Source organism: Streptomyces sp. NPDC045955 (genome assembly GCF_056430805.1).
Window position 1 is genome coordinate 26,937 of the sequence record NZ_JBWKKY010000018.1, and the last position, 19,516, is coordinate 46,452.

At 72.7% G+C, this 19,516-nt stretch carries 19 protein-coding genes; 12 read left to right on the forward strand and 7 right to left on the reverse strand.

Annotated features, from left to right (window positions below):
* Positions 1 to 2: 2 nt before the first annotated feature.
* Both AC07F0_RS30370 and AC07F0_RS30375 read right to left on the reverse strand, forming a co-directional pair.
* Positions 3 to 1,295: an MFS transporter gene (locus AC07F0_RS30370; protein WP_478983214.1), complete on the reverse strand. Its 1,293-nt coding sequence runs from the start codon at positions 1,293 to 1,295 to the stop codon at positions 3 to 5.
* An 83-nt stretch (positions 1,296 to 1,378) separates the two neighbouring features.
* The gene (locus tag AC07F0_RS30375) at positions 1,379 to 1,996 is read right to left on the reverse strand and encodes a LysE/ArgO family amino acid transporter (protein ID WP_478983215.1); all 618 of its coding nucleotides are present in this window, start codon (positions 1,994 to 1,996) and stop codon (positions 1,379 to 1,381) included.
* 69 nt (positions 1,997 to 2,065) lie between these two features.
* Between AC07F0_RS30375 and AC07F0_RS30380 the strand changes: the two genes are divergently transcribed.
* On the forward strand, positions 2,066 to 2,962 hold the full coding sequence (locus AC07F0_RS30380) for a LysR family transcriptional regulator ArgP (protein ID WP_478983314.1): 897 nt from the start codon (positions 2,066 to 2,068) through the stop codon (positions 2,960 to 2,962).
* 4 nt (positions 2,963 to 2,966) lie between these two features.
* On the opposite strand, the gene AC07F0_RS30385 is transcribed toward AC07F0_RS30380, so the two are convergent.
* The gene (locus AC07F0_RS30385) at positions 2,967 to 3,668 is read right to left on the reverse strand and encodes a TetR/AcrR family transcriptional regulator (RefSeq protein ID WP_478983216.1); all 702 of its coding nucleotides are present in this window, start codon (positions 3,666 to 3,668) and stop codon (positions 2,967 to 2,969) included.
* 127 nt (positions 3,669 to 3,795) lie between these two features.
* On the opposite strand from AC07F0_RS30385, the gene AC07F0_RS30390 reads away from it, so the two are divergent.
* Positions 3,796 to 5,013, forward strand: coding sequence for a saccharopine dehydrogenase family protein (locus AC07F0_RS30390; RefSeq protein ID WP_478983217.1), 1,218 nt, complete (start codon positions 3,796 to 3,798; stop codon positions 5,011 to 5,013).
* A 103-nt stretch (positions 5,014 to 5,116) separates the two neighbouring features.
* A complete protein-coding gene (locus AC07F0_RS30395) occupies positions 5,117 to 5,368 on the forward strand; it encodes a WhiB family transcriptional regulator (RefSeq protein ID WP_010033226.1) in 252 nt (83 codons plus the stop codon).
* A 27-nt stretch (positions 5,369 to 5,395) separates the two neighbouring features.
* Here the strand turns inward: AC07F0_RS30395 and AC07F0_RS30400 are convergent, their stop codons facing one another.
* Positions 5,396 to 5,839 (reverse strand): DUF6098 family protein, encoded by a 444-nt coding sequence (locus AC07F0_RS30400; RefSeq protein ID WP_478983218.1) that lies wholly within the window; start codon positions 5,837 to 5,839, stop codon positions 5,396 to 5,398.
* Positions 5,840 to 5,999: 160 nt separating this feature from the next.
* On the opposite strand from AC07F0_RS30400, the gene AC07F0_RS30405 reads away from it, so the two are divergent.
* Positions 6,000 to 6,350, forward strand: coding sequence for a DUF488 domain-containing protein (locus AC07F0_RS30405; RefSeq protein ID WP_478983219.1), 351 nt, complete (start codon positions 6,000 to 6,002; stop codon positions 6,348 to 6,350).
* A gap of 23 nt (positions 6,351 to 6,373) precedes the next feature.
* Here the strand turns inward: AC07F0_RS30405 and AC07F0_RS30410 are convergent, their stop codons facing one another.
* Together AC07F0_RS30410 and AC07F0_RS30415 are read right to left on the reverse strand one after the other, a co-directional pair.
* Positions 6,374 to 8,047: an FAD-binding dehydrogenase gene (locus AC07F0_RS30410; RefSeq protein WP_478983220.1), complete on the reverse strand. Its 1,674-nt coding sequence runs from the start codon at positions 8,045 to 8,047 to the stop codon at positions 6,374 to 6,376.
* Between the two features lie 16 nt (positions 8,048 to 8,063).
* Positions 8,064 to 8,702: a TetR/AcrR family transcriptional regulator gene (locus AC07F0_RS30415; protein WP_478983221.1), complete on the reverse strand. Its 639-nt coding sequence runs from the start codon at positions 8,700 to 8,702 to the stop codon at positions 8,064 to 8,066.
* Positions 8,703 to 8,822: 120 nt separating this feature from the next.
* Between AC07F0_RS30415 and AC07F0_RS30420 the strand changes: the two genes are divergently transcribed.
* The 3 genes from AC07F0_RS30420 (at position 8,823) to AC07F0_RS30430 (ending at position 11,583) form a co-directional block, all read left to right on the forward strand.
* On the forward strand, positions 8,823 to 9,446 hold the full coding sequence (locus tag AC07F0_RS30420) for an alpha-ketoglutarate-dependent dioxygenase AlkB (RefSeq protein WP_478983222.1): 624 nt from the start codon (positions 8,823 to 8,825) through the stop codon (positions 9,444 to 9,446).
* Positions 9,447 to 9,562: 116 nt separating this feature from the next.
* Complete coding sequence (locus AC07F0_RS30425) at positions 9,563 to 10,309, forward strand: MBL fold metallo-hydrolase (RefSeq protein ID WP_478983223.1); 747 nt, start codon at positions 9,563 to 9,565, stop codon at positions 10,307 to 10,309.
* A 41-nt stretch (positions 10,310 to 10,350) separates the two neighbouring features.
* A complete protein-coding gene (locus tag AC07F0_RS30430; protein WP_478983224.1) occupies positions 10,351 to 11,583 on the forward strand; it encodes a DUF4032 domain-containing protein in 1,233 nt (410 codons plus the stop codon).
* Positions 11,584 to 11,596: 13 nt separating this feature from the next.
* Here AC07F0_RS30430 and AC07F0_RS30435 read toward each other — a convergent pair whose 3' ends face one another.
* Entirely contained in the window at positions 11,597 to 12,478 is an 882-nt protein-coding gene (locus AC07F0_RS30435; RefSeq protein ID WP_478983225.1) for a universal stress protein, read from the reverse strand.
* Positions 12,479 to 12,555: 77 nt separating this feature from the next.
* On the opposite strand from AC07F0_RS30435, the gene AC07F0_RS30440 reads away from it, so the two are divergent.
* From AC07F0_RS30440 to AC07F0_RS30460, 5 genes are all read left to right on the forward strand, one after another.
* Positions 12,556 to 12,909 (forward strand): VOC family protein, encoded by a 354-nt coding sequence (locus AC07F0_RS30440; protein WP_478983226.1) that lies wholly within the window; start codon positions 12,556 to 12,558, stop codon positions 12,907 to 12,909.
* Positions 12,910 to 13,015: 106 nt separating this feature from the next.
* Positions 13,016 to 14,692 (forward strand): NAD(P)/FAD-dependent oxidoreductase, encoded by a 1,677-nt coding sequence (locus tag AC07F0_RS30445; protein ID WP_478983227.1) that lies wholly within the window; start codon positions 13,016 to 13,018, stop codon positions 14,690 to 14,692.
* Positions 14,689 to 16,134 (forward strand): ATP-binding protein, encoded by a 1,446-nt coding sequence (locus AC07F0_RS30450; RefSeq protein WP_478983228.1) that lies wholly within the window; start codon positions 14,689 to 14,691, stop codon positions 16,132 to 16,134. Before AC07F0_RS30445 ends, AC07F0_RS30450 begins: the two co-directional genes overlap by 4 nt.
* Positions 16,131 to 16,484: a UBP-type zinc finger domain-containing protein gene (locus tag AC07F0_RS30455; protein WP_478983229.1), complete on the forward strand. Its 354-nt coding sequence runs from the start codon at positions 16,131 to 16,133 to the stop codon at positions 16,482 to 16,484. Before AC07F0_RS30450 ends, AC07F0_RS30455 begins: the two co-directional genes overlap by 4 nt.
* Positions 16,485 to 16,575: 91 nt before the next feature.
* Positions 16,576 to 19,512, forward strand: coding sequence for a helix-turn-helix transcriptional regulator (locus AC07F0_RS30460; RefSeq protein ID WP_478983230.1), 2,937 nt, complete (start codon positions 16,576 to 16,578; stop codon positions 19,510 to 19,512).
* The last annotated feature ends 4 nt before the right edge of the window (positions 19,513 to 19,516 follow it).

Here is a 19,516-nt window from a genome sequence, read left to right on the forward strand (position 1 = left end):
CATCAGACGCGGTAGCGCCGCAGCGCCGGCACCGCCGCTGCCAGGACCAGCATCACGGCGACGACCAGCAGCCCGCCGCCCGCGACGGCGGTCCGGGGGCCGAAGGCGGAGCCCGCGGTGCCGTGCAGCACGTCGGCCAGGCGAGGGCCGCCCGCCACGACGACGGTGAAGACACCCTGCATGCGCCCGCGCATCTCGTCGGTCGCGGCGGACAGCAGGATCGCCCCGCGAAAGACCATCGACACCATGTCGGCCACCCCGGCCACGGCCAGGAACGCCACCCCCACCCACAGACTGCGGCTGAGCCCGAAGCCCGTGATGGCCACGCCCCAGACGACGACCGCCCCGATGACCATCCAGCCGTGCCGGCGGGCCCGGGAGAAGGTGCCCGAGAACAGTCCGCCGAGCACCGCACCGATGGGGATCGCCGCGAACAGCAGACCCAGCGCGAGTCCCTCGCCGTAGGGCGCGTAGGTCTGGGCGGCGAGCTGCGGGAACAGGGCCCGGGGCATGCCGAGGACCATGGCGACGATGTCGGCGAGGAACGACAGCAGCAGCACGGCGTGCCCGGAGATGTAGCGGAAACCGGCGGCGATCTCCTTCACGCCCGCGCGCCGCACCGCCGTGCCGGCCAGGGGCGGCAGCGAGGGCAGCCGGTACACCGCCCACACGGTGACGCACAGGGCGACGGCGTCGATGAGGTACAGCTCGGGCAGTCCGATGACGGGGATGAGGGCACCGGCGAGCAGCGGGCCCGCCACCTGACCGGTCTGCATCACGGTCGAGCCGAGGGCGTTGGCGGCGGGCAGTTCGTCCTCGGGGACCAGCCGGGCTATGGAGGCGTTGCGGGCCGGTGCGTTCAGGCCCCAGAAGGCCTGCTGCACGGCGAGCAGCAGCATGAGCGTGGTCACCGACTCCAGGCCGGTGAAGGCCTGGAGCCAGAACAGCAGTGAGGTGACGGCGATGCCGCTGTTGGTGATCAGCAGCAGCTTGCGCCGGTCCATGCTGTCGGCGATCGCCCCGCCCCACAGCGCGAAAACGATCAGCGGCACCAGACCGGCCAGGCTCGAGGCGCCGACCCACGCCGAGGAGCCGGTGATGTCGTAGATCTGCTTGGGTACGGCGACGGCGGTGAGCTGACTGCCGACGGCCGTGACGATGGTCGAGCTCCACAGCCGCCGGTAGGCGGGGCGGCGCAAGGGGCGGGTGTCCATGGCCCAGCGCCGCCAGCCGCGCCGCCGGGGGGCCTGCGGCGCCGGGTCCCGCTCGTCCTTCGTGCTCTCGCTCGTGTCCACTCGCCGCTTCCTGGATGCTCGCTACACCGACCGGGCCGGGGATCACTATCGCACCGGCCGCCGGGCGTCGGACCGCCGAGGTCTCAGCTCCCGGCGATGAGCAGGGCGCCGAGCACGATCATGGTGGCGGCGACCAGGCCGTCCAGGACCCGCCAGGCGGCGGGCCTGGCCAGGAAACGGCCGAGCAGCCGGGCGCCGAAACCGAGGGCGGCGAACCAGCACAGGCTGGCCAGCACGGCGCCGAGGCCGAACGTCCAGCGCAGCGGGCCGTGGTCGGCGGCGACCGAGCCGAGCAGGAACACCGTGTCGAGGTAGACGTGCGGGTTGAGCCAGGTCATCGCCAGGCACGTGAGGAGCGCCCGGCGCATCGATCCGGCCGCCTCCCCCTCCGTCTTCAGCGCGCCACCGTCCGGCCGGAACACCCGGCGGGCGGCCAGGGCGCCGTAGCCCAGCAGGAATGCGCCGCCGATCCAGCCGACCGCCTTCAGTGCGCCCGGCCAGGTCACCACCACCGCACCGACCCCGCCGACGCCGAGGGCGATGAGCGCGGCGTCGGACAGGGCGCAGATGGCGACGACGGCGAGGACGGCCTGGCGGCGGATCCCCTGGCGCAGGACGAAGGCGTTCTGGGCACCGATGGCGACGATGAGGGACAGTCCGGTGCCGAAACCCGCGGCGCCGGCGGTGAAGGTGCTGGTCATGCCGTCGACGCTACGGACGGGCCCGATCCGGGTCCAGCTAAAGATTCTTACGTATCATTAGCCGGCGTGATGACCGATCTCCCGCTGGACCAGGTGCGGACCCTGCTCGCGGTCGTCGACGAGGGGACGTTCGACGCGGCGGCGGCCGCGCTGCATGTGACGCCTTCGGCGATCAGTCAGCGCGTGAAGGCGCTGGAGCAGCGCACCGGGCGGGTGCTGCTGCTGCGGACCAAGCCGGTGCGGCCGACGGAGTCGGGCGAGGTGCTGGTGCGGCTGGCCCGGCAGGTGGCGCGGCTGGAGCACGACGCGTACGCGGAGCTCGGGCTGAGCGGTACCGGGGAGCCGACGCGGGTGTCGGTGGCGGTGAACGCGGACTCGCTGGCCACCTGGTTCCTCCGGGTGCTCACGCGGGTGCCGGAGGAGCTGCGGCTCTACTTCGAACTGCGCCGCGAGGACGAGGACCACACGGCGGCGCTGCTGCGGGAAGGCGTGGTGATGGCCGCGGTGACCTCGTCGCCGGACCCCGTGCCCGGCTGTGCCGTGCGGTCGCTGGGGCGGATGCGCTACCTCCCCGTGGCCGCGCCGGACTTCGCGGCGCGCCACCTCGGCGGGCCGCTGGAACGGGTGCTCCCCGGCCTGCCCGTGGTGGCTTTCGACCGGCGGGACGACTTCCAGGACGGCTTCGTGCGCCGGCTCACCCGGGGGCGGAGCAGCGCGAGCGCGCTGCGGCACTACGTGCCGACCTCGGAGGGTTTCGTCGAGGCCGTGGCAGCCGGACTGGGCTGGGGTCTGGTGCCCGAGGCCCAGGCGGACCCGCTGCTGCAGGCCGGGCGGCTGGTCGGGCTCTCCCCGGGCGGGACGGTGGACGTGCCGCTGTACTGGCAGCAGTGGAAGCTCGACTCGCCGGCGCTGGCCCAGGTGGCCGAGACGGTGACGGCCGCCGCCGCGGAGGCACTGCGGGTGTGACGCGCTAGCGAGCGTCCAGCTGGGCCGCCGCGCTGTCCAGCAGCATGTCCAGGGCCGTCGGATAGGCGCTGGTGAGCATGCGGGTGGCGAGCAGGGGTGCCGCCTCCGCGATGCGGGGGTGGGTGGTGGCGGGCAGCCGGGCGTAGGTCGAGCGCCACATCTCCTCGTCGGCCCGCAGCGAGGCGCTGGGCAGGGCGAGCGAGGCGGCGTCGAGGGCGGCGAAGGCCAGTGTGGTGTCGATGAAGGCGTGGTAGACGCGTACCGCGTCCGGCACCGGGAAACCCGCCGTGCGCAGGATGTCCAGGACGGCCTCGTCGGCCGCGAGTTCGTGGGCCCGGCCGGAGACGCGGCTCGCGGTGAGCACCGCGGCCTGCGGGTGCTCCACGTACGCGGCGTGGATGCGCAGCCCGACGGCCCGCAGGTCCGTCCGCCACTCCCCCGTCGGTGCCCAGCCGCCGAGCGCCTGCCCGATCAGCGCGTCGCCGATGGCGAGCGTCAGATCGTCCATGCCCCGGAAGTACCGGTAGAGCGTGCTCGGGTCGGCGTCCAGCGCCAGACCGAGCCTGCGGGCGGTCAGCCCCGCGCTGCCGTGTTCGCGCAGCATGCGCAGCGCCGTCTCGACGATCAGCCGCTCGGACAGCACGGTGCCGCTCTTGGTGGGCCTGCGCCGGCGGCGTCTCTCCTCGGGCACCACGGGCTTCGGCACGACGCTCTCCCTCCACTGGCGGCCTCAGCGCCGCCTTATGCCAACGCCATTGACCTTAAGACACGGGGCCGCGTTGTATCTCCCCCCGAGGGCGCGCCACGTTCTTCGCAAAAAGGGAGTTTCTGTCATGCGTGTACTGCTCGTGGGTGCCGGAGGCGTGGGCGGCGCGATCACCCGGATCGCGGCCCGGCGGCCGTTCTTCGAGGCGATGGTGGTGGCCGACCACGACCCCGGCCGGTCCTCGGCGGCGGTCGCGGCGCTCGGCGGTGACGCGCGGTTCACCACTGAACAGGTGGACGCGGGCGACGAGCCGGCCGTGGCCCGCCTGCTGGCGCGGCACCGCTGCGACGTCCTGCTCAACGCCACCGATCCCCGCTTCGTGATGCCGCTGTTCCGCGCGGCCCGCGCCGCGGGCGCCACATATGTCGACATGGCGATGTCGCTGTCCCGGCCGCACGCCGAGCGGCCGTACGAGGAGTGCGGGGTCAAGCTCGGCGACGAGCAGTTCGCGCAGGCGGCCGACTGGGAGAAGGCGGGCGTGCTGGCCCTCGTCGGCATGGGCGTGGAGCCGGGCCTGTCGGACGTCTTCGCGCGGTACGCCGCCGACGAACTCTTCGACGAGATCGAGGAGATCGGCGTCCGTGACGGCGCGAATCTGACCGTCGACGGCTACGGCTTCGCGCCCTCGTTCAGCATCTGGACCACCATCGAGGAGTGCCTCAACCCGCCGGTCGTCTACGAGGCCGGCCGGGGCTGGTTCACCACCGAGCCCTTCAGTGAGCCCGAGGTCTTCGACTTCCCCGAGGGCATCGGGGAAGTCGAGTGCGTGAACGTGGAGCACGAGGAGGTGCTGCTCGTCCCGCGCTGGGTCGACGCGCGCCGCGTCACCTTCAAGTACGGCCTGGGCCGCGAGTTCGTCGAGACGCTGAAGACGCTGCACCTGCTGGGCCTGGACCGCACCGCCCCGGTGAGCGTGCCGGGGCCGGACGGTCCGGTGGCGGTCTCACCCCGGGACGTGGTCGCCGCGTGCCTGCCCGACCCGGCGACACTCGGCGAGCGGATGCGGGGCAAGACGTGTGCGGGCACCTGGGTGCGGGGCGTGCGGGACGGCAAGCCGCGCGAGGTGTACCTCTACCACGTGGTCGACAACCAGTGGTCCATGGCGGAGTACGGCTCGCAGGCCGTGGTGTGGCAGACCGCCGTCCACCCCGTCGTGGCGCTCGAACTCCTCGCCTCGGGCGCCTGGTCGGGCGCGGGCGTGCTCGGCCCGGAGGCCTTCCCGGCCCGCCCGTTCCTGGACCTGCTGACGGCCTACGGCTCGCCCTGGGGCATGCGCGAACAGTGAGCGGTTCGGGGGCGGCACTGTTTCACCGGGCGTCGACAGGTGACCCGAAAAGGAGCAATCATCCGAACGGGCACGTTTCTACTGCGATCGCAGGTGACTTTCGATGGACAACTGGCGAGACCACGCTGCCTGCCGGCACGAGGACCCCGAGCTCTTCTTCCCCATCGGCACCTCCGGCCCGGCCCTGCTGCAGACGGAGCAGGCCAAGGCGGTGTGCCGGCGCTGCCCCGTCCAGGAGCAGTGCCTGCAGTGGGCGCTGGACACGGGGCAGTCCATCGGTGTGTGGGGCGGGACCAGCGAGACGGAACGGCGTGCGCTGAAGCGGCGGGCGGCGGCCCGGCGCCGCTCCGGCTGACGCCCTGGCACCACCTCCCCTGGGGGTTCAGCTGCGGCGCAGCGGCCCCCAGGGGTTCTCCTGCCGGGAGACCTCCGCCTTCGCCTCCTCGATCACCTGCTGGTCGATCCAGCACATCGGCCGGGCGTCGGTGACGAGCGGTTCGTTGTCGGGTCCGCGCGAGGACTCCCTGCCCGCGAGCACCCAGGCCCGCACACCGGGCCCCTTCTCGTGCGGCAGATGGGCGTAGTCGTGCAGGCGGCGGGCCACCCACACCCGGACGGGCCGGTCCTCCCACCAGTCCTCGACGTCGAGCGGGTTGGCGGACAGGCCCGGCATGGACACGCCCGTCAGATCGTCGGTGCTGGACACGTCGCGGAGATCGGTCGCGGGGCCGCGCGACCAGCGGACGTACAGGCCTTGGTGCCGTTCGACCAGTCCGGTGAGCTCGGCGAGTGTGCGCACGACCGGCAGGTCGTCCGATCCACTCATGTCGTGACCTCCTACCTCGACGCCGTCAGGCGGACGGAGTACCCGTTCGGCGCGAGCGGAATCGGCCCTTCGGCGCGGCCGGGCGCCGGTGCCCGGCCGGGGTTACGCTCGCCGCACACCCGTCGGAGCAGCGAAGTCGCCGCAGCAGAAGGGGCCGAGCATGAGCGTGCGCGTCCGCCGCATCTACGATCCGCCCGAGCCGCAGGACGGAGTGCGAGTGCTGGTCGACCGGCTGTGGCCGCGGGGTCTGGCGAAGGACGCGGCCCGGGTGGACGAGTGGCCCAAGGCGATCACCCCGTCGACGGAGCTGCGCCGCTGGTACCACGCGGGCGAGGGCTCGTACGAGGAGTTCGCCGGGCGGTACGAGGCGGAGCTCGCAGCCGGCGAGGCGGCCGAGGTCCTCGACCACGTCCGTGACCTGGCCCGCAAGGACGACGTGACACTGCTGACCGCGTCGAAGACGCCGGAGCAGAGCCACGCCGCGGTGCTGGCCCGCCTCGTGGGGAGCTGAGGAGGCGGGCCGTCCTGGCACGGTCAGGCGGTCTGCTTCGCCGCCGCCCGGCCCGCGGCGCGGCCCGAGAAGAGGCAGCCGCCGAGGAAGGTGCCCTCCAGCGCGTTGTAGCCGTGGACGCCGCCGCCGCCGAATCCGGCGACTTCGCCGGCCGCGTACAGCCCCTCGACCGGCTTGCCGTCCGTGCCGAGGGCGCGCGAGTCGAGGTCGGTCTGGATGCCGCCGAGCGTCTTGCGGGTGAGGATGTGCAGCTTGACGCCGATGAGGGGGCCGGCCGCGGGGTCGAGGATGCGGTGCGGGGTGGCGACCCGGCCGAGGCGGTCGCCGATGTAGCGGCGGGCGTTGCGGATGCCCTGCACCTGGGCGTCCTTGGCGTAGGGGTTGGCGATCTGCAGGTCGCGGGCCTCGATCTGGCGCTTGATCCCGGCCGCGTCGAGGAGCGGCTTGTCGGTGAGTTCGTTCATTTTTTCGACGAGCTGTTCGACACTGGGCGCGGTCACGAAGTCGGCGCCCTTGCGCAGGAATGCGTCGACCGGTCCGGGTGCGCCCTTGCCGAGGATGCGTTCTTTCAGGAAGCCGGCGCGGTCCTTGGCCGTGATGTCGGGGTTCTGCTCGGAGCCCGACAGGGCGAACTCCTTCTCGATGATCTTCTGCGTGAGGATGAACCAGGAGTGGTCGTACCCGGCGATGTCCTCGGTGGTGCGCAGGTGCTTCAGGGTGCCGAGGGTGTCGTAGCCGGGCAGGTACGGCCCGGGCAGGCGGCGGCCGAGGGCGTCGAACCACATCGAGGACGGTCCCGGCAGGATGCGGATGCCGTGGCCGGGCCAGATCGGGTCCCAGTTCTGCAGGCCCTCGGTGTAGTGCCACATGCGGTCCCGGTTGACCAGGCGTGCGCCCGCCTCGGCGCTGATGTCGAGCATCCGTCCGTCGACGTGGGCCGGTACGCCGGTGACCATCTCCTTCGGCGGGGTGCCGAGGCGCTCGGGCCAGTAGCGGCGGATGATGTCGTGGTTGGCGCCGATGCCGCCGCTGGTGACGACGACGGCCTGCGCGGTGAGTTCGAATTCGCCGATGGCGTCGCGGTTGGAGGCGACGCCCCGGGGCGAGGTGTCCTCGGCCAGGACCGTGCCGCGCACGCCGCGGGCGCTGCCGCCCTCCATGACCAGTTCGTCGACGCGGTGGCGGTGGTGGAAGGTGAGCAGTCCGTCGCGCGCGGCCCGCTTGGCGTAGCGGACGAAGGGTTCCACCACACCCGTGCCGGTGCCCCAGGCGATGTGGAAGCGGGGCACGGTGTTGCCGTGCCCGTGCGCCGTGAGGTCGCCGCGCTCGGCCCAGCCGACCGTGGGCAGGAACGTGATGCCGTGGCCGTTCAGCCAGGTCCGCTTCTCCCCCGCGGCGAACTCGACGTAGGCGCGCGCCCAGCGCACGGCCCAGGAGTCCTCGTCGTCCAGCCGGTCGAAGCCGGCGCTGCCCCGCCAGTCGCTCCAGGCGAGGTCGAAGGAGTCCTTGATGCCCAGCCGCCGCTGCTCCGGCGAGTCGACGAGGAACAGCCCGCCGAAGGACCAGAAGGCCTGTCCGCCGAGGTTGGCGGCGTTCTCCTGGTCGACGAGGGCGACCCTCCTGCCTCTGCTGGTCAGTTCGTGTGCCGCGACCAGGCCGGCGAGGCCCGCTCCGACGACGATGACGTCGGCGTCCATGGCGACGTTCCCTTCTTCAGTTCCGCCTGTGGTCGGGGGTGCCGCTGCCGTCGGTCAGCAGGGCCGTGAGCAGTTGCTTCAGCCAGGCGCGGGCGTGTTCGGTGTCCCGGTCCAGCAGCAGCTGTGTGGTGACGCCGTCGTAGGCCGCGACCACGGCGTGGGCGGCGCCGTCGGTGTCGCCCAGCACGGCGGGCAGCGCGGTGTGCCCGCGGGCGCGGGCGAGCCGGTCGGCGATCGCCTGCCGCAGCCGCGCGCGGTGCTCCAGCAGGCTCCGGGCGACGTCCGGGTCCCGGGCGGCGTGCACCAGGAAGTCCGTCTTCACCAGGAGCCAGTCCCGGTCGAGGAGCAGCACGTCGGTGACGCGGTCCACGGCGGCCGGCACGTCGAGCCCGGGCCCGTCGAGGGCGAGGGCCCCGGACACCTGCTCCGCGATGAGGTCGGCCCGCTCCTGGTAGAGGGCGAAGAACAGCTCGTCGAGGCTGGAGAAGTTGGAGTAGAAGGCGCCCCTGCTGTAGCCGGCGGCCTCACAGACCTCCTCGATGGAGACATGCCCGAAGCCCTTGGCGGCGAACACGGAGAACGCCGCGTCCAGGAGGTTGGCGCGGGTGCGGACACGGCGCCTGGTCACCCGCCCGGTCGCTCCCTCCACGGCCATGCCCCGCCCCCTTTCGATACAGGACTGTATTCGATACGCCAATGTATCGAAAGCCCGTCACCCTCGCAGCACCCAAACCATCGATGGAACAAGTTTTCGATTTAGGAGTACTCTGAGTCCATGCACCTGCAGGGCTCCCTCTTCGACCAGACCGACGAGCTGCGGCTCGGGCCTCTCGACGGGATCAGCCGCACCCACCTCGGGTTCGGCGCCTGGCTCGACGTCCTGCCCGGGTGGCTCAGCGGTTCCGACACGCTGTTCGAACAGCTGGCCGCCGAGGTGCCGTGGCGGGCGGAGCGGCGCACGATGTACGACCACGTCGTCGACGTCCCCCGGCTGCTCGCCTTCTACGGCGCCGAGGACCCGCTGCCACACCCGGTCCTGACCGAGGCGCGCGACGCGCTGAGCGCCCACTACGGCGAGGAACTGGGCGAGCCGTTCGCCACGGCCGGGCTGTGCTACTACCGCGACGGCCGGGACAGCGTGGCCTGGCACGGCGACCGGATCGGTCGTGGGGCGCGGGAGGACACGATGGTCGCGATCCTGTCGGTGGGAGCGCCCCGGGACCTGCTGCTGCGGCCGATGCGGGGCGGTCGCGACACCGTGCGCCGGCCGCTGGGCCACGGCGACCTGATCGTGATGGGCGGCTCCTGCCAGCGCACCTGGGAGCACTCCATTCCCAAGAGCACGCGCGCGACGGAGCCCCGCATCAGCATCCAGTTCCGCCCGCACGGCGTGCAGTGAGCCCCCTGAACGACCCGGCCGCACGGTCCCGTTGAGGCGGGCCCGGCGATTCCGGCTGCCCTGGGGTCTGCTTTCCTTCTCTCGTCGGACCGGGACCTCACCAACGCGGGGCGATCATGCTGGCAGACGTACACCACGTGGCGGACGGCACCTACCTGGTGCACGGCTCCCACACCAACTGGGTGATCCTCGCGGAGGGGGACGCCGTCACACTGATCGACACCGGCTACCCCGGCGACCGGGAGCGGCTCCTCGCCTCGCTCGCCGAGGTGGGCAGCTCCCCGGAGGCGGTGGCGGCCGTGCTGGTCACGCACGCCCACAACGACCACCTGGGCTCCGCCGAGTACCTGCGCGCCACGTACGGCACGCCGGTGTACCTGCACGAGGCCGAAGCACCGCACGCGCGCCGGGAGTTCCTGCACCAGGTGTCCCTCGGGACGGTGCTGAGGAACGGCTGGCGCCCCGGGGTCCTGCCGTGGGCCGTGCACGCGCTGCGCTCCGGCGGCACGATGCACAACCCCGTCACGGCCCCCCAGCCGTTTCCGGCGGCGGGCCCCCTGGACCTGCCCGGGCGGCCCGTGCCGGTGCACACGCCGGGCCACACCGACGGGCACTGCGCCTACCACGTGCCGGGCACCGGTGTGCTGATCTCCGGCGACGCCCTGGTCAGCGGGCACGCCACCTCGCGGGTCGAGGGGCCGCAGCTGCTGCCGGACATGTTCCACCACGAGCGCCCTCGTGCCGTGGCCTCCCTGGACGTCCTCGCGGAACTGGAGGGCGAGCTGCTGCTGCCCGGGCACGGCCCGGTCCACCGCGGCTCCTTGAAGGACGCCGCCCACCGGGCCCGGGAGCGCGCCCTCTAATCTGAGGGAACGAACAGCGGCGAGACAAGGACACCCGGCGCATGGCACTTCAGATCAGCGCGACCAACCCGGAGCATCCCGCGCTTCTGCTGGAACTGCCGTGGGACCTGCCCCTGGAGGAATGGCCGGAGGACTACCTCGTGCCGCTGCCCCGTGGCATCTCCCGGCACGTTGTGCGCTACTCCCGGGCAGGCGACGAAGTGATCGCCGTCAAGGAGCTGGCCGAGCGGCCCGCGCAGCGCGAGTACGGGCTGCTGCGCGACCTGGACCGGATCGGCATCCCGGCGGTGGACCCGCTGGCCGTGGTCACCGGCCGCACCGACGCGGACGGCGCCCCGCTGGAGAGCGTGCTGATCACCCGGCACCTGGGCGGCTCGATGCCGTACCGCTCGATGTTCGAGACGACCATGCGCCCGGCCACCATGCACCGGCTGATGGACGCGCTCGCCGTGCTCCTGGTGCGGCTGCACCTGGCCGGGTTCGCCTGGGGCGACTGCTCGCTGTCCAACACCCTCTTCCGGCGCGACGCGGGCGCCTACGCCGCGTATCTGGTGGACGCCGAGACCGGTGACCTGCATCCGCAGCTCAGCTCCGGGCAGCGCGAGTACGACCTGGACCTCGCCCGCGTGAACATCAGCGGGGAACTGCTGGACCTGGAGGCGTCCGGGGCGCTGCACCCCTCCGTGGACCCGGTCGAGTTCGGCATGGAGATCTGCGCCCGCTACCGCGGCCTGTGGGACGAACTGACCCGCACCTCCGTCTACCCGGCCGGCAAGCACCACTACATAGAACGCCGGATCCGCCGTCTGAACGACCTCGGCTTCGACGTCGCCGAGATGCAGATCGAGCACGCCTCGAACGGCGACACGGTCACCTTCGTGCCCAAGGTCGTCGACGCGGGTCACCACCAGCGGCAGCTGCTGCGGCTGACCGGCCTCGACGCCGAGGAGAACCAGGCCCGGCGGCTGCTGAACGACCTGGAGAGCTGGATGGCGACCCAGGACGACTACGCCCCGGGCGATCCCCTGGGTGCCCGCCCGGAGGTGCTGGCCCACCGCTGGGTGCGGGAGGTGTTCCGGCCCACCGTGCGGGCGGTGCCGCCCGAACTGCGCGGGTCCATGGACCCTGCGGAGATCTACCACCAGCTCCTCGAACACCGCTGGTACCTGTCCGAGCGGGCCCAGCACGACATCGGCATCGACACGGCGGTCGAGGACTACATCAGGAACATCCTCCCCAAGGCCCGCAAGACGCTCCAGCCGACGGCGGAATGAGCCGCACCCGCGCTCACGCGTGCGGGACCACGGCGACCGGGCAGTCCGCGTGGTGCAGCACCCCGTGCGCCACCGAGCCGATGCGGGCGCCGACGGCCGTACGGTGGGCCCGCCGCCCGACGACCATCAGCTGGGCCGTCCCGGCCACCGACAGCAGCACCTGACCGGCGCTTCCCATCTCCACGTGCTCCTCCACCGGCACGCCGGGGAAGCGCTCCCGCCACGGCCGGACCGCGGCGGCCAGGGCCCTCTTCTCATACGGCTCCAGTCCCCCGGCCTCGTCGAGGAGCTTCAGCGAGCCGGGGCTGTAGGCGAACACGGGCGGCAGGGTCCAGGCCCGTACGACCCGGACGGTCGCCCCGCGCACGGCCGCCGTCTCGAACGCGAACCGCAGCAGGTCGGCGCTGTCCTCCTCGTCGCCCTGCTGGCCCACGACGATCTCCCGCCCGGCGGCCTCGGCCGAGGGCTGGTCACCGGCCCGGACGAGCACGACGGGCCGGGTGGTCTCGGCGATCACCTGCTGGCCGACCGAGCCGAGCAAGAAGCCGACGATCGGCCCGTGCCCGCGCGAGCCGAGCACCAGCAGCTCGGCGCCGGCAGCGGCGGCGACCAGGGTGTCGACGACCGGGCCCTCCACGACATCGGTGGTCACCTCCAGGTCCGGGTGCCGTTCGGAGACGGTCCCGACGGCTTCGGTCACCGCGCCGTGGACCCACTCCGCCTGGCTGTCCGCGTCCCCGGTGATCCCCGCTCCGAGCGCCTCGTGCGGCTGGAACCGCCAGGCGTGCACCACGCGCAGCGGCCGGTCGCGCCGCACCGCCTCGCGAGCCGCCCAGGCGAGGGCCGCGAGGCTCTCCTGCGATCCGTCGACCCCTGCGGTGATCGGGCGTGTCATCCGGCTGCCTCCTTGTGTCAATGCCACTGCATGTAAAAGTCACTGCGACGATGATCAGCTTTCACTATTCTTCCCGCATGGCTTTGGAGTGGGAGCAGGTAATGGTGGACTCGGCCGATCCCGAGGCCCTGGGCCGCTGGTGGGCCGAGGCGCTGGGCTGGACGGTGGTGAACGACGCACCCGACGAGTTCGAGATCCGGCCCGCCCCGGACCGGCTGCCGGGATTGCTCTTCACGACCGTGCCGGAGAGCAAGACGGTCAAGAACCGCCTCCACCTCGATTTCCGGCCCGACGACCAGGAGGCCGAGGTGACCCGGCTGCTCGCGCTCGGCGCGCGGCACGCCGATGTCGGGCAGGGCGAGCAGAGCTGGGTGACGCTCGCCGACCCGGAGGGCAACGAGTTCTGCGTGCTGGCGGCCCGCCGGAGCTGATCTCCGTATCGGAGCGCGTCGCGGCGATCGAACATACGATGGGCAGAGGTCGGCGCGGTGCCCCGGGGCGCCGCGCCGTGAATCGACCGCCCGGTGTGGGGGACGTATGGCACAGGCCGCCGATGCGGCGCGGACCGTCATCATGACCGTGGACGACGACCCGGGGGTCTCCCGGGCCGTGGCCCGGGACCTGAGGCGGCGGTACGGCGCGTCGTACCGGATCGTGCGCGCGGAGTCCGGCCAGTCCGCGCTCGACGCCCTGCGGGAGCTGAAGCTGCGCGGCGATCTCGTGGCCGTGATCCTGGCCGACTACCGGATGCCGCAGATGAACGGCATCGAGTTCCTCGAACAGGCGCTGGACGTCTACCCGGGCGCGCGCCGCGTGCTGCTGACGGCGTACGCGGACACGAACGCGGCGATCGACGCGATCAACGTCGTCGACCTCGACCACTACCTGCTCAAGCCGTGGGACCCGCCCGAGGAGAAGCTCTACCCGGTCCTGGACGATCTGCTCCGGGCGTGGCGGTCCAGCGACCACCGGCCCGTGCCGAGCACGAAGGTCGTCGGGCACCGCTGGTCGGCGCGCTCCTCGGACGTGCGCGAGTTCCTGGCCCGCAACCAGGTGCCGTACCGCTGGTACTCCTCCGACGAGCCCGAGGGGCGGCGGCTGCTGGCCGCGGCCGGTGCGGACGGGATGCGGCTGCCGGTGGTGATCACGCCGGACGGGACACCGCTGGTCGAGCCGGAGGCCGTCGACCTCGCCGCCCAGGTCGGGCTGGCGACGACACCGACGGCCGACTTCTACGACCTGGTCGTGATCGGCGGCGGCCCGGCCGGGCTCGGCGCGGCGGTGTACGGCGCCTCCGAAGGGCTGCGGACCGTGCTGGTGGAGCGGTCGGCGACCGGCGGGCAGGCCGGGCAGAGCTCCCGGATCGAGAACTACCTCGGCTTCCCCGACGGCGTGTCGGGAGCCCAGCTCACCGACCGGGCCCGGCGGCAGGCGACGAAGTTCGGCGCCGAGATCCTCACCGCGCGCGAGGTGACGGCGCTGGAGGTCAACGGTGCCGCCCGGATCGTACGGTTCTCGGACGGCTCGGCGGTCGCCGCGCACAGCGTGATCCTGGCGACCGGCGTCTCCTACCGGCAGTTGTCGGCGCCCGGCTGCGACGACCTGACCGGATGCGGGGTCTACTACGGGTCCGCCCTGACGGAGGCCCCCGCCTGCCAGGGACAGGACGTGTACATCGTCGGCGGCGCCAACTCCGCGGGGCAGGCGGCGATGTACCTGTCGCGGGGTGCCAAGTCGGTGACGCTGCTGGTGCGCGGCGAGTCGCTGACGGCGTCGATGTCGCACTACCTGATCCAGCAGATCGAGGAGTCCCCCAACATCCAGGTGCGCGCCCGCACGGTCGTCGAGGAAGCGCACGGCGACGGCCGCCTGGAGCGGCTGACGCTGCGGGACGTGGACACCGGCGAGACCGAGCAGGTCGACGCGCAGTGGGTGTTCGTGTTCATCGGCGCGGCCCCGCTGACCGACTGGCTCGACGGCACGGTGCTGCGCGACGAGCGCGGGTTCATCCTCGCCGGGCCCGACCTGACCCCCGACGGCCGCCCGCCGGAGAACTGGGAGCTGGACCGGCCGCCGTACCACCTGGAGACCAGTGTGCCCGGCGTGTTCGTGGCGGGCGACGCCCGCTCCGAGTCCGCCAAGCGGGTCGCGTCCGCCGTCGGAGAGGGAGCCATGGCCGTGATGCTCGTCCACCGTTATCTGGAGCAGTCGTGAGCGGGCGGCCCGCGCCGTGCAGCCCGCAGGAGATCGGCTCGCTGTTCCTGTTCGAGAAGCTCACGCCCGAGCAGCTGGGGCGGTTGTGCGGCGAGGGACGGGTGGAGACGTTCGAGCCCGGCCCCGTCTACACCGAGGGAGACCCCGCCACCTGCTTCTACGTGCTGCTGGAGGGCACGGTCGTGCTGTACCGCCGGGTCGGCGGCGACGATGTGGAGGTGACGCGGACCTCCCAGCGCGGGGTGTACGCAGGGTCCATGCAGGCGTATCTGGGTGACCGCGTGCCGCAGGTCTACAACAACTCCATGCGCGTCACCGAGCCGACGCGGTTCTTCGTGCTGCCCGCCGACACGTTCGCGGGCATCATGCAGGACTGGTTCCCGATGGCGGTGCATCTGCTGGAGGGGCTCTTCTTCGGTTCCAAGAACACCCAGCGGGCCATCGGGCAGCGCGAACGGCTGCTGGCGCTCGGCTCGTTGTCCGCCGGCCTCACCCACGAGCTCAACAACCCCGCGGCGGCGGCCGTACGGGCGACCGCGACACTGCGGGAGCGGGTGGGCAAGATGCGGCACAAGCTGGCGATCATCGCGCAGGGCTCCTACTCGCCCGAGGTCATGGCGAACCTCATCGACATCCAGGAACGCACCGCCGAACGCGTCGCCAAGGCCCCGACGCTGAGTCCGCTGGAGGCCTCCGACCGGGAGGACGCGCTCACCGACTGGCTCGACGACCACGGCATCCCGGACGGCTGGCGGATCGCGCCCGCCTTCGTCCAGGCCGGTCTCGACGAGGACTGGCTGGACCAGGTCGCGGCGGCGGTGGACGAGGAGCTCCTGCCGAGCGCGATCGGGTGGCTCAACTACACGGTCGAGACCGAGCTGCTGATGGACGAGATCAACGACTCGACCACGCGCATCTCGCATCTCGTCGACGCGGCCAAGCAGTACTCCCAGCTCGACCGGGCGCCCTTCCAGAACGCCGACGTGCACGAACTCCTCGACAGCACGCTGCTGATGCTGTCGGGCAAGATCGGCCGGCAGATCAAGGTCGTCAAGGAGTACGACCGGACGCTGCCGAGGATCCCGGCGTACCCGGCGGAGCTCAACCAGGTGTGGACGAACCTGGTCGACAACGCGGTCTCGGCGATGAACAGCGCGGGCGGGGAAGGGACGCTGACCGTGCGGACGGCCCGGGACCACGACCGGCTGCTGGTGGAGTTCCGGGACACGGGCGTCGGCATCCCGGCGGAGGACCGGGGGCGGATCTTCGATCCGTTCTTCACGACGAAGCCTGTGGGTGAGGGAACCGGGCTCGGGCTCGACATCTCCTGGCGGATCGTGGTCAACAAGCATCACGGGACGATCCAGGTGGAGTCGGAGCCGGGGGACACGCGGTTCCAGGTGCTGCTTCCGCTGACAGCGGTCGAGGAGGAGTCGGCATGAGTGGTGAGAACGGGATCGACCCGGGTGCTGCGCCGAGCGGCAGCGGGTGCGCGGAGTGCGAGGCGGCCGGCGGGTGGTGGTTCCACCTCCGGCGGTGTGCGCAGTGCGGGCACGTGGGGTGCTGTGACAGTTCCCCCGCGCAGCACGCGACGGCTCATTTCAGGGAGTCGGGGCATCCGTTGGTGCAGAGCTTCGAGCCGGGTGAGGTCTGGTACTGGGACTACTCGACGAACGAGCTGTACGAGTCGGGGCCGGAGCTGGCCGGGCCGGTGAGTCATCCTGCGGATCAGCCGGTGCCGGGGCCTGCGGGGCGGGTGCCGGATGACTGGGCGAGGATATTGCGGGCGTAAGAGCTCGGGGGTTGCTGTTGGGTGGCGGCCGCGGGTGGTGTGTGGTTGATCGCGCAGTTCCCCGCGCCCCTGAAAGAAGAAGGTTGGTCCTGTGCCGCACGCTTCATCTGTCACGCCCGTTGTCGGCAGGGATGCCGAACTCACGCGGCTTACCGGGGTGCTGGAGCGTGCGCGTGCGGGTGAGGCGCGGGCCGTGCTGGTCGCCGGGGATGCCGGGGTCGGTAAGACCCGGCTGCTGGATGAGGTCGGGGGACGGGCCGCCGCATCAGGCATGACCGTGGCCGTCGGACACTGCGTGGATCTCGGTGACGTCGGGCTGCCCTATCTGCCGTTCACCGAGATCCTGGGCGTGCTCGCCGCCGACGAGCGGTTCGCTTCCGCCCTGGCCGCTCATCCCGTGGTCGAGCGGCTGCTGGGAGCCGGGCCCGACTCCGCGCGGGACGTCGACGGGCGGTTGCGGCTGTTCGAGGGGATGGCGGGGCTGCTGGCCGATGTGGCGGACGCCGCGCCGTTGCTGCTCGTGCTGGAGGACCTGCACTGGGCCGACCAGTCGTCGAGGGATCTGCTGCGGTTCCTGCTCGCCCGGGGCGTTCTGCGGCACCGGCTCGCGGTGTTCGCCTCGTACCGGGCGGACGACCTGCACCGGCGCCACCCGCTGCGGCCGCTGCTGGCGGAGCTGATACGGCTGCCCTCCGTGGAGCGGCTGGAGCTGCAGCCGCTGGATGATTCCGATGTGGCCCGGCTGGTGCGTCACCTCGAACGGCGCCCGCTGGCGGACGCCACGGTGCGTCGGATCGTGGAGCGGGCCGAGGGGAACGCCTTCTACGCGGAGGAGTTGCTCGCGGCGACGGACACGGAGTCCGGCGGCGTGCCCAGCGGGCTGGCCGAGGTGCTGCTGATCCGCTTCGAGCAGCTGTCCGACACCGCGCAGCAGGTGCTGCGGACCGCGGCCGTCGCCGGGCGCCGCGTGGAGCACGAGCTGCTGCGGCAGGCGGTCGGGTTGCCCGAGGAGGAGCTGGAGTCGGCGCTGCGGGAGGCGGTGGGGCGGCAGTTGCTCGTCGCCGGGGGCGACGACACGTACTCCTTCCGGCACGCCCTCGCCCGTGAGGCCGTCTACGCCGATCTCCTCCCCGGGGAGCGGGCGCGGCTGCACGGCGCGTTCGCCCGGCTGCTCGCCGCGCAGGGCCGGGCCGCGGAGAGCGCTGCCGAGCGGGCCCACCACTACCGGGAGAGCCACGATCTCGCCGAGGCGCTGGCCGCCTCCCTGGAGGCCGCCGATCACGCCCAGCGGGTCGGGGCACCGGCGGAGGAGCACCGGCACCTGGAAGCGGCCCTCGACCTGTGGCCGGCCGTGGGTGCCGAGGCGCGGCCCAAGGGCGGGGGCGTCGACCGGGTGACGCTGACGTTGCGGGCCTCGGCGGCGGCCGCGCACGCCGGTGAGGTGCACCGGGCGGTCTCCCTCTCGCGGTCCGCGCTGGCGGAGCTCGGCCAGGACGCCGACTCCGAGCTCGCCGCCAGGGTCCGCTACACCCACGCCGGGAACCTGCTGAGCGTGGACAGCCTGACGGCGGCGTTCGCCTACAGCAGCGAGGCCCTGGCGATGATCCCCGAGGAGCCTCCGTCGCTCACGTGGGTGTGGGCGGCGTCCACCCACGCCATGGCCGCACGCCACATCAGGGACGACGAGACCGCGCTGCGGGTCGCCCGGCGGGCCCTGCGCGTGGCCGAGCAGCTGCGGGTGACCGATGCCCAGGCGGACCTGCTGATCTCCCTGGCCGTTTTCGACGGAGACGGGCGGCGCGGCCCCGAGGGCCGGGAGCGGCTGCTGAAGGCCCGGGAGCTGGCGCGGAGTTCGGGCAACGCGGCCGTGGAGCTGCGTGCCCTGTTCAACCTGGCCATGGGCTATTACGAGTCGGGTGCGCTGGCGGAGTGCGTGCCCTGGCTGACGGAGGGCCTTGACCGGGCGCGGCGCGCCGGGCTGCTGTCGTCCCCGTATCCCCTGGAGATGCGGTACCTGCGGCTGGTGGTGCTGCAGGTGCTGGGCCGCTGGGACGAGTGTGTGCGGGCGGCGGCGGCCGATGCCGAGGTGCTGCCGGCCGCCGGCGGGTACACGGTCGGTCCCGCGCTGTACGTCGCCCTGGCGCGGGGCGACATGACGGCCGCCGACCGGGCGCGTGCCCTGCTGGCAGGGCCCTTCGACTGGATGGCCACCCTGGTCGCGGGCATCGTGCTCACCGACGCCGCGGCGCTGCGCCGTGATCCCGAGGACGCGGTGCGGTGGACCCGGTCCACGGTGGCGGCCCTCACCGACGAGGCGGGCGACCGCCCGGACGTCACGGTCCGGCTCGCCGCCCTGGCGCTGTCCGCGGTGGCCGACGCGGCCGCCGAACTGCGGTCGGCCGGTGACGAGGCCGGGGCCCGGCGCTGGACGGACACCGCGGCCGAACTGGTGGAACTGGCGCGGCCCACCGCGGCCCGCGGCGAGAACGGCACCCCGCAGGGGCCCGAGGGGCAGGCGTGGCTGGCCCGTGCGGAGGCGGAGTGGCTCCGGGCCGTCTCCGGGCCGGACGCCTCCGCCTGGTCGGCGGCGGTGACGGCGTTCGGCTACGGCGACGTCTACGAGCAGGCGCGCTGCAGGTTGCGGTACGCCGAGGCCCTGCTGGCGGCCGGGCGTCGCGAGGAGGCGGCGGCCGAGGCCCGCGAGGTCCGCAAGACCGCCGATCGCCTCGGCGCCACGCCGCTGCGGGAGCGCGTGGACGCCCTGGCCCGTCGCGGCCGCCTGGCGGACACGCCGGACGCCGAGGAGCGCGCCGGTGTGCTCACCGCACGCGAGCAGGAGGTGCTGCGGCTGCTCGCGCTCGGCCGCAGCAACCGGCAGATCGGCGAGGAGCTGTTCATCAGCGGCAAGACGGCGAGCGTCCACGTCTCCAACATCCTCGCCAAGCTGGGCGCGTCGAGCCGTGGCGAGGCGGTGGCGGTCGCCTACCGGGAGGGCCTGATCACTCCGGAGCCTTCGGCGTCCGGCTGACCGG

What these genes read in the sequence shown, in the direction of transcription:
- AC07F0_RS30420 (WP_478983222.1), top strand. Translation starts at nt 8,823, where the DNA reads ATGCACCTGCAGGGCTCCCTCTTCGACCAGACCGACGAGCTGCGGCTC.
- AC07F0_RS30380 (WP_478983314.1), top strand. Translation starts at nt 2,066, where the DNA reads ATGACCGATCTCCCGCTGGACCAGGTGCGGACCCTGCTCGCGGTCGTC.
- AC07F0_RS30375 (WP_478983215.1), bottom strand. Translation starts at nt 1,996, where the DNA reads ATGACCAGCACCTTCACCGCCGGCGCCGCGGGTTTCGGCACCGGACTG.
- AC07F0_RS30400 (WP_478983218.1), bottom strand. Translation starts at nt 5,839, where the DNA reads ATGAGTGGATCGGACGACCTGCCGGTCGTGCGCACACTCGCCGAGCTC.
- AC07F0_RS30425 (WP_478983223.1), top strand. Translation starts at nt 9,563, where the DNA reads ATGCTGGCAGACGTACACCACGTGGCGGACGGCACCTACCTGGTGCAC.
- AC07F0_RS30455 (WP_478983229.1), top strand. Translation starts at nt 16,131, where the DNA reads ATGAGTGGTGAGAACGGGATCGACCCGGGTGCTGCGCCGAGCGGCAGC.
- AC07F0_RS30440 (WP_478983226.1), top strand. Translation starts at nt 12,556, where the DNA reads ATGGCTTTGGAGTGGGAGCAGGTAATGGTGGACTCGGCCGATCCCGAG.
- AC07F0_RS30430 (WP_478983224.1), top strand. Translation starts at nt 10,351, where the DNA reads ATGGCACTTCAGATCAGCGCGACCAACCCGGAGCATCCCGCGCTTCTG.
- AC07F0_RS30435 (WP_478983225.1), bottom strand. Translation starts at nt 12,478, where the DNA reads ATGACACGCCCGATCACCGCAGGGGTCGACGGATCGCAGGAGAGCCTC.
- AC07F0_RS30405 (WP_478983219.1), top strand. Translation starts at nt 6,000, where the DNA reads ATGAGCGTGCGCGTCCGCCGCATCTACGATCCGCCCGAGCCGCAGGAC.
- AC07F0_RS30410 (WP_478983220.1), bottom strand. Translation starts at nt 8,047, where the DNA reads ATGGACGCCGACGTCATCGTCGTCGGAGCGGGCCTCGCCGGCCTGGTC.
- AC07F0_RS30395 (WP_010033226.1), top strand. Translation starts at nt 5,117, where the DNA reads ATGGACAACTGGCGAGACCACGCTGCCTGCCGGCACGAGGACCCCGAG.
- AC07F0_RS30415 (WP_478983221.1), bottom strand. Translation starts at nt 8,702, where the DNA reads ATGGCCGTGGAGGGAGCGACCGGGCGGGTGACCAGGCGCCGTGTCCGC.
- AC07F0_RS30445 (WP_478983227.1), top strand. Translation starts at nt 13,016, where the DNA reads ATGGCACAGGCCGCCGATGCGGCGCGGACCGTCATCATGACCGTGGAC.
- AC07F0_RS30390 (WP_478983217.1), top strand. Translation starts at nt 3,796, where the DNA reads ATGCGTGTACTGCTCGTGGGTGCCGGAGGCGTGGGCGGCGCGATCACC.